Raw genomic sequence first — 17,618 nt, forward strand, 5'->3', positions numbered from 1 at the left:
CGACTATCCCCTAAATTCAAAGGTGCTCAGGCCAAACGTCAGCAGGTCGCCGTTGCGCAGCGGGCAGCGCGTGATGCGGCGGTTGTTGACGAGCGTGCCGTTGGTGGAATTGAGGTCCTCGATCGACCAGTCCGAACCGGTAAAGGTGAGCTGGGCGTGACGGCGCGACACGTTGGGGTCGCGCAGGGCGATGTCCGAAACCGAACGCTCGCGACCGATGGTCACCTGCGCGGAAGTGATGCTGTGGCTCTCGCCGCTCACGACGTCGACGAGTTGGGCGAGCGGGCGCTGCGGGGCGCGGGTGCTCGCCATGTTGGAGGCAATACCGGCCGCGGCGCCAAGGCCCACGGCGGCGCCGGTCGCGGCGGCTCCGCCCATACCGGCGAGGGCGTCACGAGAGACGGTCTGCGGCACGGGGATGGGCGCGGCGGCGGGGTCGGGGACGTTGGGCGCAAAGGGGTCGGCCACGGCGAGCGGGTCGGGAGCGGCGGCACGGGGCGTCGGCTGCTGGGGCATGGCGGCGGGGTGCTGTTGCTGCGGAGCGGCGAATTGCTGCTTGCCGGCGCGGGGAGCGCTGGCGGCGCGGCTTGCGGCCGAGTTGTTCTGGCCCAGGCCATTCTGGTAGGCGCGCTCTTCCTCGTACAGACGACCGAGCGTGGGGGCGTCGACGTTCTCGGCAAAGACCGAGAACTTACCGGCACGCAGCTGCGGGTCGATCATAAAGCGAACGAGGGGTTCGCCGACAAACACATAGCGGCGCTTTTCGGCCTGTGCCTTCACAAACTCGCGGACTTCGCGCGAAAGCTCGGGGTAGAACGGAGCGAGCATGGGATCGTCGTCGGCGGCGATCAGGATGGTATAGAGTGCCGGCGCGGTGTTGACGCCGTTGATCACCAGAGTCTGATCCTCCATGTCGCGAGCGGCCTGCTTGGCAAGCTTCTTAAAGGAGAACGGGGCACGGGTGGCACCGAAGATGCCGGCCACGTGGTCCTCGAAGATGTTCAGGAAGTTCACGAAAGATCACTCTCCGTATAGGTTCTTTGGTATCCGAGCAAATATAGGCATATCCCAACGATTATAGAGGATAGGGTTCCCGCAACCGCCGCCTTGACGACGACCGCGGCCGCAAGGCTGGCAATTTCCATATGGTGTGCAAGACAGAGCGACGCCGCGGTGCCTATTCCGCAGCCGGCGATGGCAGCGATTGCAGCCAGGTTCGAGCCCTGCTCGGCACGCCTGGCATGGGCGTTGAGCAGCAGAGATGTCAGTGCAGCTGTCGCCGCGACAAGCACAACGGCAGCCCAGAAGAGCATGTCTCCCAGCGCCGCGGCAACATTGCCGAGCCCCAGCACGCCTCCGGCGGAAAGCGCAACCGTAGCCAGGCGGCCAAAAAGCGCGCCCATCCCCGTAGCGGCCGCGGCGCTTGCCGGGCCGAGCCAAAAGGCCGCGATGCCGGCGGCGACCCCGGCGGCAAGGAGGACGTCACCCGTTAGACAGCCAAGTGCTACCGCGCAGGTGAGCGCCGCGCTCGCGGCCGCCTCGGTGCGTCCCCAGGCGATCCACCAACCGGACATGGTGGCGGCAAAGAGCACCGCGACGGGTAGCATCGACAGGATGCCCTGCGTCTGCATGGTGGCGTTGGCCATAAGTACCAAAAAGCCCACGGCCGAGATGGCCGAGCCAATCTGCGGGGTCAGGCCGGCGGCCGCCCCAATTGCGATGGCCGCGGCAATAAGTCCGGGAAGCGCCGCGACGCCAGCCGTCTGCATGATCAAAAAGCTAAAGGCACCGCACGTTAGCGCCGAGATGGCGCGCATGGTGTAATCGCGCGCGTGGCTCCAGCGCGTGCCGGCCCAGCCGAGTGCGGGGTCGACCTCGATGGTGTCGTCCTCATAGGGTAACGATTCGATATCGTCTGCCGCGCGCTCGTCATCCGACAGCTCGCCCACCATCTGCTCCAGGCTGCGACGGCCCTCGCGCACGCTGCCCAAGCCGGCGAGCAGCTGGTCGCAAAATGCCTCGATGCTGTTGGGGCGGTCTTGCGGCATGGGGGAGAGGGCGCTCATGAGCGCAGCCTCGGCTCCCGGGGGAAAGTGTGGTATCAGCTCGCTGGGGTAGGTGGCACCGCCGATGATACGGCCGAGCGAGTCGCCGGGCGTGGCGGCCATAAAGGGGGCGCTGCCGCACAGGCCCTCGTAGATCACGCAGGCGAGGGCAAAGACATCGGCGCGCTCGTCGACTGTGCCGGTCTCGATATCGAGCTGCTCGGGTGGCATGTAGCCGATGGTGCCGCCGCGCGAGCCGCCAAAGCCGCCGGCAGACGACAGTCGCGCCATGCCAAAGTCGGTGAGCTTTACGTTGCCCGAGTGGTCGATGAGCACGTTGGCGGGCTTAATATCCAGGTGGAGCACGCCGTTGCTATGGGCGAAGGTGAGCGCCTGGCCCAGCGCGTCGGCAATTGCCGCGGCCTCGTCAAAGGTGAGCGAATGGCCGTCCACGCGATGCAAAAAGTCGGCGAGCGACATGCCGTCGACATATTCCATGACGAGGTAGGCATAGGCGGTATCGTGCGTAAAGTCGATAACCTGCACGATATTGGGATGTTGAAGCATGGCGGCGGTGTGTGCCTCGCGCAGGACATCCATGATGTCGCTGGCGGGCATGCCGGCGCCGTTGATAAGGGGGATGCGCTTAATGGCGACGCGACGGCGCAGGTGCGTGTCGCGGCAAATCTCGATGGAGCCAAAACCGCCGGTCGCAAGCGTCTCGAGCGGCTGGAACCGCTTGAGCAGCTCGCGAGAGCTGGTGCCCTCCAAGGGAACGTCCGGCGAGAACCGGGCGGTATGTTGCGAGAAAAGCGGCATGGCCAACCCTCGTGCGTTTAAAGTTCGTTTGCGAGCGGCGGGCGCGGAGCCGAGCCGTTCGCGGTGGCATAGATGCTGCTAGTGTAGCACGCTCGGGTGCATGGTGAAGGTAGCGGGGCGAGGTGGCCTATCTGACTTGGCCTTAGCGCTTCTTCTTGTTCTTCTTCTGCTTGCGCTGTTTGGCCTTTGCATTCTTAGGCTCGCTTTCCTGCTTGGCCTTGGCAGCGGCCTTTTCGGCCTTCATCTTCTTGCGTTTGGTCTCGATGCGCAGCTTTTTGTTGATGCGCGTCTTGAGGAAGGAGCCAAACTGCTCGGCATCACCACGCACAAAGGTGTCCTTAGGGATCGTCACGCCCTGGTCGGCGAACATGGCCACAAAGATGCGCTCGCCGTCGAGTACATGGTCGAGCTTCTCAAACGGGAAGAACTGCGACTTGCCGCTCTTGCCCCAGACCATCAGGCCGTCCTCGTTGGCGGCGACGCGGCGGTAGCGGCCGCCCATGGACTCGTCTGCCTCGACGGCTTCGATAAAGTCGCGCGCGAGCGTATGGTGCAGATTTTTGCTCCACCAGGCCAAAAAGGCGCCGAATACGATTAGGACGACGCCGAACTTGATCCAGTTGCCGCCGGCCACCAGCATGCCGATGCCGATGAGCGCGGCAATTGCCGCGGCGACATACAGCGAGCCGCGACGCCTGGGCGAGGCGACCAGGCGCGCAAAGTCGGTGACGAGGTCGTTTTCGTACTGGTACTCGTTGAGGTACAGAATGCCGTCGTCGGCTGCGGCCTGCTCCTCGAGCGCGACCTCGACCTGGTCGGCTGCTTCGGAGGGAACGAGGTTGCTCTCTGCGTCTGCCATGCTCTTTGGACTCCTATCGCGGCGGGCTCGCCGTACGGGTTATTATGGATGCAGTATGCCGTGCGACCGCATGGCCGCCGCGGCAACAAGACTCAGTATACCCGGGGGAGCACCCATGGAATCGTTGTACCGAAAGTATCGCCCGCTCACCTTCGACTCCGTGGTGGGCCAGCAGCATATCGTCTCGACGCTCGAGCACGCCATCACCGAGGGGCGCCTGTCCCATGCGTACCTGTTCTGCGGACCGCGCGGCACGGGCAAGACCACCATGGCGCGTATTCTTGCCAAGGCGCTGCTCTGTCGCAATGCCGAGGCGGCGCGCGCCGAGGGTGCGAGCGGCTGCATGCCCGACGGCACCTGTGAGGAATGCGAGCTCATCGCCGAGGGCAACCACCCCGATGTCTACGAGCTCGATGCCGCAAGCCGTACCGGCGTAGACAACGTGCGCGAGGAAATCATCAACTCCGTCAACTTTGCCCCGGTGCGTGGCAAGTACAAGATCTATATCATCGACGAGGTCCACATGCTCACGACGGCGGCGTTTAACGCGCTGCTCAAGACGCTCGAGGAGCCGCCGGCGCACGTGATCTTTGTGCTGTGCACCACCGACCCGCAAAAGATTCTGGAGACCATCCTCTCACGCTGCCAGCGCTTCGATTTCCATCGCATCGGCAACGAGGATATCGAGCGCCGCCTGGCATACGTGTGCGAGCAGGAGGGCTTCGATTACGACGACGAGGCGCTGGCTATCGTGGCGCGCCATGCCAAGGGCGGCATGCGCGACGCGCTCTCCACGCTGGAGCAGCTGAGCGTTTTTGGCAACGGCGCCGTGCATGCGGACGATGCCCGTTCGCTTTTGGGCGAAGTTTCGGACCAGATTCTAGGCGAGTTTGCGCGCGCCATTGCTGATCGCGATGTCGCCGAGCTGTATGGGCTCATTCGCGCACAGGTCGAGGAGGGCAATGACCTGCTTGAGCTGACGCGTGACTTGGTGGCGCATGTGCGCGACGTGTATGTTGCCTGCGTTGCCGGTGCCCGTGCCGAGCTGTTTGAGGGCGGCTCCGAGCAGGCCGAGGCGCTTGCTGCCGAGGCCGCTGCCTTTGGCGAGCATCCTGCCGACCGCCTGGCCCGCGTGCTGACGGTGCTCGACGATGCCGCACTGGAGATGAGGGGCGCGAGCGACGTGCGCCTGGTGCTCGAGATTGCCTGCACGCGTCTGGCGCGTCCCGAGGCCGATTTAACGATTGAGGCATTGGCCGAGCGCGTGGCACGCCTGGAGGCCATGATTGCCAACGGCGCCGTGCCGGCGAGCGTGGCTGCTGCTCAGGCCGCCGCGCCTGCAGCATCCGTACCCGCTGCTGCCCAACAGCCGACGCTCATTTCGGGCGCTCGTGCTGCCGCTCCGGCGGCATCCGCTGCCCCCGCTGCTACGTCCGCGCGCCAGGGCGGTATGCCTTGGGACCGCGGCGCTGCTGTTCCGGCTGCCCAGCCTGCGACCAAGTCCGCGGCTCCTGCGCCGGCGCCCAGACCTGTAACGCCTGCACCTCAGCCCGTTGCGGCTCCGGCTTCCGCGCCTGCTGCATCGACCGTGTCGGTGTCCAAGCCCAACAACGCCGCCCAGGTTGTCGCCGCCGGTGCTGCCGAGACCCCCGCGGTTGAGGACGCCGGCGAGCTCCAGCGCAAATGGGCCGAGGTCGTCGAGCGCGTCAAGGCTCGTCAGGCCTCCTACGCAGGGCTTTTGCTCAACGCCCGCGCCACGGCCGACGACGGCTCCAAGCTCACGGTCTCGTTCCCCGCGGGTTCGACTTTTGCCATCAAGATGCTCGGTCGCGCCGATACGCAGTCGGTGGTCCTGCCGACGGTCTGCGCGGTCTTCGGTCGTCGTACCGTCGACTATGTCCTGGATGGGGGTGGCACGCCGGCTCCTCAACATGAGGAGCATTCTCCATCTGCACGGGCTGCGGTATCTGCGGACCCGCAACCCGTGTCCTCGGTGCCCCCTGCATCCTCGAGCGCCAGCGCGACGCAGCCAAAAGCGGCGCCGGTAGCGGCACCGACCCCGTCGGCGCCTGAACCCGCTGCGCCCAAACCGGCTGCTCCGATCCCCGCGCCCAAGTCCGCTGCCGCGCCTGCGCCCAAGTCATCCGACCTGGCCAAGGCCCCTTGGCTGCGCTCCGACAACCCTGCCGGTGCTCCTGCCACGGGCAAGCTCCCGACCGAGCCCGCGCCCCGAGCGCCCGAGCGCGCGTCCGTCCCCATGGCTCAGCCGCCTGCGCAGGCTGCGCCATGGGAATCCGAGCAGGTGCCCTACGACGATGCTATGGTCGGTGGTTTTGCTGCCGATGCCGGCGGGGACGATCTGCCCCCGTTCGACGTGCCGGGTGCGGCGTCCGCGACCAAGGCCGCTGCTGTGGCACCCGCAGCCTCTGCAAACGACGACGTCCCCGCCGCTCCCTGGGAATCCAATCCCGGTGCTGGCAGCCCCTTCGGCCATCAGGGCGCAGCCCCGAGCATCCCGCAGACCGAGGACGAGGCCAAGGCCCTCATCCGCAGCGTCTTTGGCCAGGCCACCATCTTCAAGCCGGTGGAGTAGCTGCGCAGGCGGGTATACTGCTCAAGAAGAGGACCCCTTGTCCGGGCGCATCTGTATTTCGGACATGTGTAGTGTGGTGCCGCGTATGTCGCATTTGAGCAGACAGGTGCGTGACGGTCGGCCTAGGATGCTGAGGTCGATACGATACGTCGCATGGCTGTCCGTGTACTCGACTTGCTCGGCGTTAATGGTTGCTCCGATTGCCAAATAAACGCCTAGCTCGGCATCGACAATCTTGAAGTCCTTTATCTTGACCTTGAACTCTTGATAGAGGGACGGGCTGTTGTAGTAGACGGTTCGGGTTCCGTCGGTGCACTCATCGGTCGTCTCCCATTTGACGACGGGCTGGTCCGAGCTGGCTATCAGCAGTTCTGCTCCAAAAGCTATGGCATGGGTGATGACAACCAGCAATGCCCAGCCGACAAAGAGATAGAGAACCACATATGCAACGGGGTGTTTTGAGCGGATGTTTTGGAGCGCGTTGGGGCATTCATGGGGCACCTCCAAATTACTATCTATGGCAATCAAATTATACCCTGCCGCCATGTGCGCCGCCTCGAGCAGCGGTTCGGCATTTAGCTATTTAGTGGCGCACCTTGATTATCAACTTCATCCGAACACTTCCCACATTCATCCGCACATGTGCGGATGAATGTGGGAACCCGATACCCTGAGGGCCGGACCGGCCGGCCCCGGGAGATCGGAGGACGGCATGTCCGGAAAGAAGAATAGGGGCTCCGCGAGGGCGGTCCCGAGGGCCTACGGAAGGCTCACGAGGCACGAGCGGGACACGGTCCAGAGGATGCTGGAGCGCGGGGCCTCGTGCAGGGAGATCGCGAGGGAGCTGGGCAGGTCGCCCTCGACGGTGAGCGCCGAGGTGGCGTCGCACAGGTTCGTGACGGCGCCGAAGTCCAGGCGCGGCGAGCGCGTGGACGCCTCCGCCGACCTGTCGGCGGCCTGCCCGCGCCTGGCCGCGTGGCCGCGATGCTGCAACGGCTGCGGCCGGTACCGCGCGATCGGCTGCAAGCGCCGCCCCCACGTCTTCTACGAGGCCCGGGCCGCGCAGCTGTGCGCCGACTCGGTCCTCGTCTCGTCCAGGCGCGGGATAGACGCCGACGAGCCCGCCGCGGCGGCCAGGCTGGAGGCGATAAGGGACTGCCTGCGCCGGGGGCTCTCGCCCGAGCAGATGGCGGCGCGCAACGGCGGCCCGGTGGACCTGTCGCCGTCGACCATCTACCGCTGGGTCTCGGCGGGCTACGACGGCATGACCAACATGGAGCTCAGGCGCAAGGTCGGCTACAGGCCGAGGAAGAGCGCCGCCGGCCGGGCGGCCACGCGCCACTCCGCCCGCAGGTCGCATGCCGCGTTCCTCGCCCTCGGGGAGGACGCGTGCGCCGCGGCCTGGGAGATGGACACGGTCGAGGGCGCGCGGGAGGACTCCGCCTGCCTGCTCACGCTGCTGCACCGCCCCAGCAGGCTCCAGCTCGCGCTGCCGCTGGAGGAGAAGACCGCCGGGTGCGTCGCGGACGCCCTGGGCGATATCAGGGAGGTCCTCGGCGCCGACGGCATGGGCAGGGTCTTCCGCGCCGTGCTCACCGACAACGGCGCCGAGTTCTCCGACGAGGCGGCGATCGCGGCGCTGCTCGGCGAGGGGCCGGGCGAGACGAGGCTGTTCTACTGCGACCCCGGGCGAAGCGACCAGAAGGGCGCCTGCGAGCGCAACCACGTCGAGATAAGGAAGCTGCTGCCCAAGGGCGCCGGAATCAGGTTCGACCGGCTCTCCCCGGCCGACCTGGCGCTGGCCATGTCGCACGTGAACTCCGAGCCCCGCGGCGCGCTCGGCTTCACGACGCCCGCCCGCGCCTTCAGGGCGATGCTCGGGGACGACGCGGCGGCGCTGCTGGACGCCTACGGCGTGGAGGACGTGCCGCTCGGCGAGCTCGACCTGACGCCGGGACTGATAGGGCGGGCGCGCGCAGAGAGGGGCGATGCCCCGCTGTCCTAGCCTGAAGGAAAAAACGGAATAGACGGACCGGCCGTCCGGCTGAGTCTGGGAAGAGGTGCCGGGCGGAGGGCGGAGCATGGCCACCGGACCCATCGAAACACATCTCCACCGTTCCTTCAACTGGGAAAACGGCGCCCCCGGACCCCAGGAGGGGCCGCGGGGGCGTTCAGCTAACTGCGGGAATGGCCTATTTGCTCAATGTGTTCGGCTGAGATCGGAAATCAACCATTTAGTGGCGCACATGAAATGCCGGATTCGGCTCTACTAGATTGAGTGTGCGATATTATGCAACCTTGCATAATTCGACCTTGCATAATCTTTGAGTGCGGTTTGTATTGGAGGACATGTATATCGACTGAGGTAACACGTCCGCCCCGCTCTCTCGCCTCGCGCCGTGGTACGATTTTTGAGTTTGAAAGTCCTGCCGTGCTCCGGCTGCCCTTGCAGCTCGGCGTGCGGCCGCACGTAAAGGAGCCATCATGGCCGGTATGAACATGCAGCAGATGATGAAGCAGGCTCGCAAGATGCAGGAGCAGCTTGCCGCCGCGCAGGAGAACCTCAAGTCCCAGACCGTCGACGCCTCTGCCGGCGGCGGCATGGTCAAGGTGACCGTTAACGGCGAGATGGAGCTCGTCAACCTCACCATCGATCCCGATGCGCTCGATCCCGAGGACGTCGATATGCTGCAGGATATGATCATGGCTGCCGTCAACGAGGCCGTCCGCGGCGTCAACGAGCTCGCCAACAAGCAGATGGGCGCCATCACCGGCGGCCTCAACATCCCGGGCATGCCGTTCTAAGACACGCATATATATGAGTGCCAACCACAGTCTGCAAAAACTGCTCGATGAGCTGGGCCGTCTGCCGGGCATTGGTCCCAAGTCGGCCCAGCGCATCGCCTATTACCTGTTGGAGGCCGACGCCGAGGAGGCGCGCCGCCTGGCCGAGGCCATCCTGGAGGTCAAGCAGGAGGTCCACTTTTGCAGCCGCTGCTTTAACTACGCCACGGCCGACGAGTGCTCCATCTGCCAGGACCCGATGCGCGATACCACTCGCATTTGCGTGGTGGGCGAGCCGCGCGATGTCCAGGCGATCGAGCGCACGGGCAGCTACCACGGCCTCTACCACGTATTGGGCGGCGTGATCAGTCCCATGGACAAGATTGGCCCCGAGCAGCTGCACATTCGAGAGCTGCTGGCACGCTTGGGCCACGAGGACATCCACGAGGTCATCATCGCCACCAACCCCAATATTGAGGGCGAGACCACGGCGAGCTATCTGGCCCGTACCATCAAGCCGTTGGGCGTCGAGGTGTCGCGTCTGGCAAGCGGCCTTCCCGTGGGCGGCGACTTGGAGTATGCCGACGAGCTTACGCTTGGCCGCGCCATCGAGGCCCGTCGCGCGATTTAGGTGGCGAGCCTGCTCCTGCCGTATGTTTTCCTCACAGTCGCACGGGGTAGTCATAATTTCCCCGTGCGACTGTGAGTTTGTTGTGCAACAAAGATGCTTCGTATCCGCTTATCGCATGGATGCTTCCGCTCGCATCCTTAATTTGCTCATTCGTTGCGCAACCTTTTGGGTTCGCTGATACACTCAAATATGGATTCGAATGAATGCGCCGCTCCCGAGCGGCGTGTTTTTGTTGGAGGAGAACGCATGCGGCCCGGTGGCACTCAGACAAAGCGCGGCGCCGCGGTGCGCATACGACGCCGACTGGGCTTGGCGCCGCGGGCGTACGCACTGCTATCGTGCTCGCTGGTGCTGGTCATAGCTGGCGTTTCTGCCTATGGCATGACCGTGCCGTCCATGATGCAGGCGCATGCCGCACGCGAACCGCGCGTGGGGCATGAGGTCAAAAGCGATCTGGGCACCACGACTGGATATGCTTGGGCAAGTGTGGTCGGGCATATTGTGTTTGGCACCGACGATGCGGACGGCGCCGAGGCCCCGGACAACGAAGTCACGCTTGCCAATGGCAAAACCATCGTGCTCACCAACACCAAGATCATCGATCGGTTGTCCAACAATAGCGTGGCGGCAACGGTGAATAAGGTCGAGCAGCAGAAGGAGCAGGACGCCCAGCAGTCCGGAAAGCCCGGTAGCTCGGATACTTCTGGCTCCGGCTCGGATTCGTCGAGTTCGGGCGGCGGCTCTGGGTCGGGTTCCTCTACCGGAGGGTCTGGAAACGGCGGTTCGACGGGCGGCAACACTGACAACGATGCAAACTCCGGTGGCCTTTCCGCTGCTGAAGAAGAGAGCATTCACAGCTGGCTTGTGACCAAGTACAACATGCTCGACGGCTATGTTTCTCGTGCCAATGACGTGGTCTCGACCTATAACTCTACGGGAGATCCCAGGCCGTGTGACAGCCTGGTCGGGGAGATGTTTGTCATTCGAGCCGAGTTCGGTCGTCAGACATTCTCGCCCCGGTCAAAGTGGTATCAGCAGTATGCCAATCTGTGGGGCTGTTGCACCAACCTATGTCAATGGGTCGGCCATTACGGCGATGATGACGTCGCGCTCGGTAACTTCAACAATAACGTGGCGGCGCTTGCCCTATGATGACCGATCTTGCATCTACCACACCACAATCGCTCGGTCGCGATCCCATGGTCGGCCTGCGCCTGGCGCGTGTCGACGGGTTTGAGCCGGCCATTGCGCTCGGTCAGGACGAACTGCCTACCTATCTGCGTCGTTTTACGATGCTGTTTGCCGACGATGCCACCATGCGCCGTGGCGGTATCGGCCGCGTGACGCGTGCTGTCAACGCCCAAGGCGAGGACGTAGCACTCAAACAGCTCATCTTGCCGACGCGCGATGAGTTTGACGACGATGCCGCCCATGAGTCGCTGGTCGCCAAGTTCAAAGCGGCATTTCGCGAGGAATATGAATGCCATCGCGCCCTTTCGGGCCTTAAGGGCTTTCCCCGCCTCTATGGCTGGGGCGAGGTTGACGGTGTGCCTGCAATTGTCATGGAATGGGTCGAGGGCGAGACGCTCGCCCGCTTGCGCTCGCGACTCGCCGTGGACGATGCCGGACGCCTATCGCCGCTTGTGGCGGCGCGTCTGGGTCGCGACCTGTTCGATCTGCTCTGCCGTATGAGCCTGGTGGGCGAGGGCTTTGTCCATCGCGATATCTCGCCCGCTAATATTATGGTGCGTACGGCGCGCCTGCCGCTTGACCGACAGCTTGCCGAGGGCACCTTTGACCTGTGCCTGATCGACTTTGGCTCGTCGCTGGCGCTTGAGCCTGCGTCGGCCGTGGCCGGTACCGGCGGCAAGGCGTCGTTTACGGAGCGTTATGCCACGCTGCGTCGCGCGACGGTTGCCTATGCCCCGCCCGAGATGCTCACCGACGATATTCCCGACCTGCGCGCTTTGCGTATGTCGCCGGCGATTGACGTCTATGCCGCGGCAAGCACGGTTTACGAGCTCATTGCCGGCGTCGTGCCATACGAAGCCGCGCCGAGCACTTCGGGCACCTCGGGTTCGCGCAAAAAGACGCGCGACATTGCCAGCCCCTACCGTCTCAAGACGGACACACGGCCCGACTATCCCATTGGTGCCCATGCGCCCGGTTGTGATTTGACTCAGCTGCTTCGTCGTGAGCCCGATGTGGCGCTCGCCGCGGCCGAGCAGGCCCAGCAGCTGGGGCTTGAGCCGGATTCCGAAGAGCTACGCGATGCGCTGGCGTTTGTCGATGCCCAGCTGTTCGACGTGGTGATGGCCTGTCTGTCCAGTCATCAAAAAGATCGTCCCGAGCCGGCGGCGGTCGAGGCGGCGCTCTCGGCGTTTTGTGACCACTATGCGCAAAATGTCGGTCGTTCGCTTCGCGGCGAGCCGCTCACGCCGTGCCCCATGGATGCGTCTGGCCGCGCGGTTCGTCGCGCGCTGATGGTCGGCGCGACGGTCGTCTGTGGCGTGGTTTGGGCTGTGGTCGTGGTTTCGGCCGCGCTGCTGGCGTCGGGCGCCCGCGTGACGGCGACTTTGGGATCGCTCGTGTGGTCTGGGTCGCTACCGAGTATTATTGCCGCACTGGCGTTGGCGCTGCCAGGCATAGCCGGCGTTACCGCGGGGGCACTTGCGCGCAATCGGCGCTCGGGGTTCCTGCAGGGTGTGCTTGCGCTTTCTGCCTGCGAGGTTCCGGTGCTGGTTGTGGCTGCATGTAGCGTATTTTCCCAACGCGCCGTGATGGGCGGCCTTGTTGCCGCTCTGGTTGCAACCTATACGCTTACGTGGTTTTTGCTTGCGATGGGCTTTGCCTTTGAACTTCCCGTTTCGGCACCACGACGCACAAAAGCCCAGATGGCGACTCCGCTTGCCGGTGGAGCCGCAGCTGCCCGTACTTTTGGCGGACCTGTCGAAGTATCGTCCGATTCTATTTCTACGACCAAGGAGGCCTAGGTCATGGCATCTCAAGTTGAGCTCACCCCATGCGGGGCCATGTTTGACATCTTTAAGCGCGCGGCGCATCTGAGCCATATCGAGCTGTGCGGCTTGGTGCTTTCGTCCCGTCCGCTCGCCGACGGCCGCAGCCCGCAGAGCCGAGCCGCCGATCGCTCTTGGGTTTCCCGCTTTATCGTTCGCGCGCCGGTCGGCACGCTTCAGCAGCGCTACTTTGCCGAATACGGTACCTCGGCTGCGCGTATTATGTCGCAACTGGCCCTGCGCCAGCGCAATCCCATGGACTCCACGGCTGTGATCAATATGGTGTGCGGTCCTGCAGGTGAACCGATGGTACGCGCGCTCGAAGAGTGCCACCAGGACACGAATCTCTATCGCAACGCGCTCGATCGCCTGTCCCAGGCGGCGGAACTCATGCCCGCCGAGCGCGCCGAGGCCGTGCTGGTGCTGTTTGTCGCCGTCGGTTGTTCGGCGGATGTGCGGTCCTCGGTGAACTATGCCATCGACTACGCGCACGCGACCTGTGGCGGAGGCACATCCACGCCGCGTTCGCTTGGCATGTCGCTGACTGCGGGCGAACGCGAACCCGCCCCGGCGCACCCCTTGGGCTTGCTGCGCGTGCAAAACAGTTTTGTCGTGAGCGCCCCGCGCTGGATTCAGCCGAGTGAGCAGGGTGTTGAGATTGGCGCGCTGGCCACTGGTGAGGGCGATATTACCGACGTCGGCGACGATGTCTCGGCCCGCCATGCCCATATCTGGTGCGATGCTCAAAATATCTGGCACGTCGAGGACTTGTCGTCCACCAACGGAACCGTGGTGGTAAACGGGGCCACGCGCGTCTGCATTCAGGTCGAGCCCGGCCGTTCCGCCCAACTCAATCCCGGCGACGAGCTCAAGCTCGGCGAATCCACTACCTACGCCATCCTCTTCGGTGCCCTCTAGCCGGCAGATAGGGACGTTCCTTTTCTGCCGGCACTTGGGGACACTCCTTGGCGCACCAGAGCCGGTCGCCCAGGGATGGAGGGGCCATTTTGGCCCTTGGCAGTCAGTCGGGGCGAAACTAGAAGATCTTTCCGATTCGCGGCTGTTCATGCTTGTAGAGCATCTAAAACAATAGGATGTTATTCTGGAATATGCCGGGTGCGTGAACTTGCCTGTCTTAGCCTTAATAAGGTATAGGGGAGTTTGGCTCAGGGGTTCCGTCTTGTTCTTCAGCGCAGTATTGTGGGACAGATTTGCTGAGATTGGCGCCTTACACCGCAGAGCGCACGGAAGGCTCTCGATTTGTGTTCTGGCCCCAGAATACAGGGCCTGATACTTACCAACTGTGGCATGGATGTAACATCTGTAGAAATCAACCCTTTTGTTGTCGACCTTTGTAAGAAAAACACTGCCATCAACTCTTTGGATGACGAAACTAGGGTGCTTGAGGGGAGCCTTTACTCCCCTCTGAGAGATGACTCATGTTTTTCGCTTGTCGTTGTGAATCCTCCGTTACTGCCGATTCCGGATGAGATTCCTTGTCCCTTCGTTGGGGATGGGGGACAATCGGGTCTGGATAAAACACTTCGTATTCTTAAGGGTGGCGATACGCATTTAGAGAAAAACGGTAAATACTGCTAATAGGGGTGACGACGATGGTGCAGGGGCGACCCGCGATGCTCTCATCAATACGTCGGATACTTGGGAAATCAGGTCTAGATGCATGTATGATGATGCTGTGTGGCTATTCAATTAATCCGCGTTCCGAATGGGTGCAGGGTATAGCTGCGACATCGTATGCTTTTGACCCGGCGCGATACTCAGATATTTCTGAGGCGGTTGACGAAGTTTATACGCACTATGCCGCGCAAGGCGTTTCGGAAGTTTGCACATCTACGTTACGGGCTTAGGTTTCTTCAAGCGAGCAGGCCGGTTGCGTTATTTCGAGCGATTTTTCTAGTCTAGACGACAAAAGGCAAAGGATTTGATGGGTATAAAACGCGGACGTTTGTGGGCGGATGCTCAAATCTATTGTGGCAATCGGGCGGTTGAAAAAGATATTTCAACCGCCCGATTGCCAGGTTCGTCGGAGGAGATGTCCGATTCCGACTCTCTTGTAGGAAGAGCTTGAGATCGTATTGGCCCAAGGCAATCTTAAAGCAGTCTCATTGGCAAATCTTCGCTCCTGTTGTGTTGAGGTGTAAGGTATCAGTGATTGATGTTTTGTGGCGGGTAGATTGGGGCCTTCCTTGATTCGATGCGTTCTCTCGAGGTTCATCAGAGCAAAAGGGGCTTTCGTCTTCATTGCTATCACGGTGATTGGAACCGCTCTCTCCTATGCCATGCCATACGTGAACGGGAAATTCTTAGATTTTCTTCTCGGTAACCGCAGCGAAAGAGACGCCGTACTCTTCGCGCTCCTGGTTGCGTCAATAGGAGTTTTCTCCACCCTCTTTACTTATTTTGCAGGAACACTTTCCATTCGCATAACCACGAGACTTTCCTTTGATCTTCTCAGGGAGGCCGTCTTGCGTTTTGAAAGAGACGATTACTTGGTGAGTCGGACCATCGATCCAGCCTATACAACGCAACGGATTATTTCCGACTCCAGCGTGGTCTCATCCTTCGTTTTGGCGAATTTTATCAGTGCGCCGCTGTCCATTGTAGCCATTCCCATCGTATTGCTTATCATATGGTCAATTGATTCAACTCTCGCGGTGTTTTCCATCATTCTCCTCATCGTGTATTTCTGTGTAATTACTGGGTTGAGGAAACTTTTGTATAGGGTCACGTATGAGAAGAAAGAGGCGGACAGCGCCTTTTACGCCGCAATTGCATCGCAGCTTAATCAGATTCTCAACATTCAACTGACATCTTCGTACGGCAAGAGCGAACAAGCGCTCGACGCTGGGTTTAAGAGCTATTTTCCCAAAGTTTTGCGCTCCGGAAAGCTATCATATTCTCTGACATCGCTCGATGGTCTTTTCGCAGCGTTGTTTCAAGCGGTGATACTTGTTGTTTCCGGAGTACGAATCATTAACGGAACTATGTCAATAGGCGAGTACACTATCATCGGTACATACTTCGCGGTTCTCTTTAAGACTTTGAAAAGTATGATGTCATTGTTCAAATCCTATCAAGATGCCAAAGCATCATGGGATAGGACGGCTATCGCGACGAGAGAAAAGGAGAGATCGGGGTGGAATCGGACCGATTTAGCTAAACTCGATGAAATAAATGACATTTCGGTATCTGATTGGAATTCTCGGTTGCCCTTCCAGACGGATCTGTCCGAGAGGTCCTCGGCGGGTTTTCTTTCAAGTTTTCCGGTCCTGGTACATATTGCATAGTTGGGGAAAACGGAAGAGGCAAGACGTCACTTCTTTACTTGATGCTCGGGCTATACTCATCGAAAGGCAAAGTAAAATACAACGGCGTGCCAATCGAAGAATGCGACCTGGATTACATACGTGCGAGAGAGATATCGTGCTGCCCACAGTCGTGCTTCGCGCCGGACGAAACGGTGAAAGAGCTGTTAGAGTATTTCGACACGCCCTTTTCTTCCTATCACCGGGGTGTAGATGGCCTACTTTCGCTGGAAAACAGCGTGAAGGAGTTGCTCGGGAAACGTTGCTCCGCGCTTTCGGGCGGTGAGCTGCGCCGAGTGTACTTATGGTCGGCGATTTCACGCAAGTCGTCAGTTTTGGTACTCGACGAGCCCACGACTGGGTTAGACGCTGTAAGCCGCGCCGAGCTTGCGGCCTATGTTAAGCGCAACAAGCAAAGCCAGCTGATCATCGTTGTCTCTCACGATGACGAGATGGTCGGCGCGGTAGAAGGGGTAGTGGATTTAGGCAGCATGTACCAGGGTAAATGATGACAAGTGTAGTGCTACCCAACTGGCAGAGATAACAAAAAGGCGATGCAGATGCACGTAGCATTCAGGCGGTTCGGACTCGGTGCCTTCACGCCATCGCAACGCTTTCAGATATAGTTCTCGTTCTCTTACTAAAGGAAACTTTAGTCTACGTCATCTTGTCGAGACAGAGGTGAAGCGAAGTGTTGTCGCGACGTATCTTATTCCAGGTGGCTCAGTGTCAGCGTGAGAATCGCACCAAAGTGTACTTACGATTCTCGTGTCCCACGGACAACATGAGCTGAGCATTGAGGTTCCACCCTTTGCTGCAACTACACGGGGTTGGACGGCAATGAATATGCCGGGCCGCATACCACGCGCAGCGGGGGTCCATGTCCCAGTATGTTGCCTACAGCAGCCTCGATGTCCACGCACACATCATCTCTGCCTTCGCGTTCAATCCATTTGCCGGAGAGTGCGAGGGTTGCCAGGCCGTAGAATTCGAGCCGAACAAATGAAATGCGGTATCAGCGCATAGGATTAAACTGACGATTGCTTTGCACTGAGAATACGCTTGGAAAGCCGCTATGGGTGGCGGCCCGGGTTAAATAGAGAAGCCCGTCCGATCACTTTCATGTGGCGAACGGTCGGGCTTCTTATTCCACTTGCCAATGCTCGGCTCATATTGGAAGAAAGCTACGCTAATGTTTGCGTGACACTCCTATTTTCTCCGAAGAAAGAGTCGGATAATGAAGAATAGAATTAAAAAAGGTGCCAGATATAACGCAAATATAAAGGCTAATCCAACGAGACCTTGCAATAATGGCATAACTCCTCCCAGACACGAGATTTTGGTATTTGTTCCCATCTTATTCTGAATTGGACCAAATAGTTCCTAGCCACAAAACTACTCGTCAACTGGATCGCACCAATCTGCTGGCAAAACACAGCTTGATTCTTTATCGACATAGCACCAATCCGCAACAGGGCACTCGGCGATGTCGTAAAAATTGCATATATCAACTCCAAGACAACAAGGCTCAACGGGAGGATGTT

At 61.0% G+C, this 17,618-nt stretch carries 13 protein-coding genes and 1 pseudogene; 10 read left to right on the plus strand and 4 right to left on the minus strand.

The window, feature by feature from the left end:
* Window positions 1-3: 3 nt before the first annotated feature.
* From LCQ44_RS04095 to LCQ44_RS04105, 3 genes are all read right to left on the minus strand, one after another.
* Window positions 4-1,014 carry an FhaA domain-containing protein gene (locus LCQ44_RS04095; RefSeq protein WP_118934736.1) on the minus strand — a complete coding sequence of 337 codons (1,011 nt, stop codon included), beginning with the start codon at window positions 1,012-1,014 and terminating at the stop codon, window positions 4-6.
* Window positions 1,011-2,864 carry a serine/threonine-protein kinase gene (locus LCQ44_RS04100; RefSeq protein WP_225094130.1) on the minus strand — a complete coding sequence of 618 codons (1,854 nt, stop codon included), beginning with the start codon at window positions 2,862-2,864 and terminating at the stop codon, window positions 1,011-1,013. Before LCQ44_RS04100 ends, LCQ44_RS04095 begins: the two co-directional genes overlap by 4 nt.
* A 142-nt stretch (window positions 2,865-3,006) precedes the next feature.
* On the minus strand, window positions 3,007-3,723 hold the full coding sequence (locus tag LCQ44_RS04105; RefSeq protein ID WP_225094131.1) for a hypothetical protein: 717 nt from the start codon (window positions 3,721-3,723) through the stop codon (window positions 3,007-3,009).
* A gap of 115 nt (window positions 3,724-3,838) precedes the next feature.
* On the opposite strand from LCQ44_RS04105, the gene dnaX reads away from it, so the two are divergent.
* Complete coding sequence (gene dnaX / locus LCQ44_RS04110) at window positions 3,839-6,316, plus strand: DNA polymerase III subunit gamma/tau (protein ID WP_225094132.1); 2,478 nt, start codon at window positions 3,839-3,841, stop codon at window positions 6,314-6,316.
* A gap of 21 nt (window positions 6,317-6,337) precedes the next feature.
* Here dnaX and LCQ44_RS04115 read toward each other — a convergent pair whose 3' ends face one another.
* Complete coding sequence (locus LCQ44_RS04115; protein WP_225094133.1) at window positions 6,338-6,862, minus strand: hypothetical protein; 525 nt, start codon at window positions 6,860-6,862, stop codon at window positions 6,338-6,340.
* A gap of 166 nt (window positions 6,863-7,028) precedes the next feature.
* Between LCQ44_RS04115 and LCQ44_RS04120 the strand changes: the two genes are divergently transcribed.
* From LCQ44_RS04120 to LCQ44_RS04160, 9 genes and pseudogenes are all read left to right on the plus strand, one after another.
* Window positions 7,029-8,321 (plus strand): IS30 family transposase, encoded by a 1,293-nt coding sequence (locus tag LCQ44_RS04120; RefSeq protein WP_225093224.1) that lies wholly within the window; start codon window positions 7,029-7,031, stop codon window positions 8,319-8,321.
* A 479-nt stretch (window positions 8,322-8,800) separates the two neighbouring features.
* Window positions 8,801-9,121: a YbaB/EbfC family nucleoid-associated protein gene (locus tag LCQ44_RS04125; protein ID WP_006235174.1), complete on the plus strand. Its 321-nt coding sequence runs from the start codon at window positions 8,801-8,803 to the stop codon at window positions 9,119-9,121.
* Between the two features lie 13 nt (window positions 9,122-9,134).
* Window positions 9,135-9,731, plus strand: coding sequence for a recombination mediator RecR (recR, locus tag LCQ44_RS04130; protein ID WP_006235173.1), 597 nt, complete (start codon window positions 9,135-9,137; stop codon window positions 9,729-9,731).
* 246 nt (window positions 9,732-9,977) lie between these two features.
* Window positions 9,978-10,883, plus strand: a complete 906-nt coding sequence (locus LCQ44_RS04135) for a hypothetical protein (RefSeq protein WP_225094134.1) — start codon at window positions 9,978-9,980, stop codon at window positions 10,881-10,883.
* Window positions 10,880-12,724, plus strand: a complete 1,845-nt coding sequence (locus LCQ44_RS04140; RefSeq protein WP_225094135.1) for a serine/threonine protein kinase — start codon at window positions 10,880-10,882, stop codon at window positions 12,722-12,724. Before LCQ44_RS04135 ends, LCQ44_RS04140 begins: the two co-directional genes overlap by 4 nt.
* Window positions 12,725-12,727: 3 nt before the next feature.
* A complete protein-coding gene (locus tag LCQ44_RS04145) occupies window positions 12,728-13,666 on the plus strand; it encodes an FHA domain-containing protein (protein ID WP_118270928.1) in 939 nt (312 codons plus the stop codon).
* Between the two features lie 324 nt (window positions 13,667-13,990).
* Window positions 13,991-14,347: pseudogene (locus LCQ44_RS10085) on the plus strand (methyltransferase); the annotation flags it as partial.
* 608 nt (window positions 14,348-14,955) lie between these two features.
* Window positions 14,956-16,056, plus strand: coding sequence for an ABC transporter transmembrane domain-containing protein (locus LCQ44_RS04155; RefSeq protein WP_225094137.1), 1,101 nt, complete (start codon window positions 14,956-14,958; stop codon window positions 16,054-16,056).
* Window positions 15,963-16,583, plus strand: coding sequence for an ATP-binding cassette domain-containing protein (locus LCQ44_RS04160; RefSeq protein WP_158571040.1), 621 nt, complete (start codon window positions 15,963-15,965; stop codon window positions 16,581-16,583). The genes LCQ44_RS04155 and LCQ44_RS04160 overlap by 94 nt, the downstream gene beginning before the upstream one ends.
* Window positions 16,584-17,618 lie beyond the last annotated feature (1,035 nt).

Origin of the sequence: Collinsella aerofaciens (assembly GCF_020181355.1) — a bacterium.
In the GTDB taxonomy this organism is placed as follows: Bacteria; Actinomycetota; Coriobacteriia; order Coriobacteriales; family Coriobacteriaceae; genus Collinsella.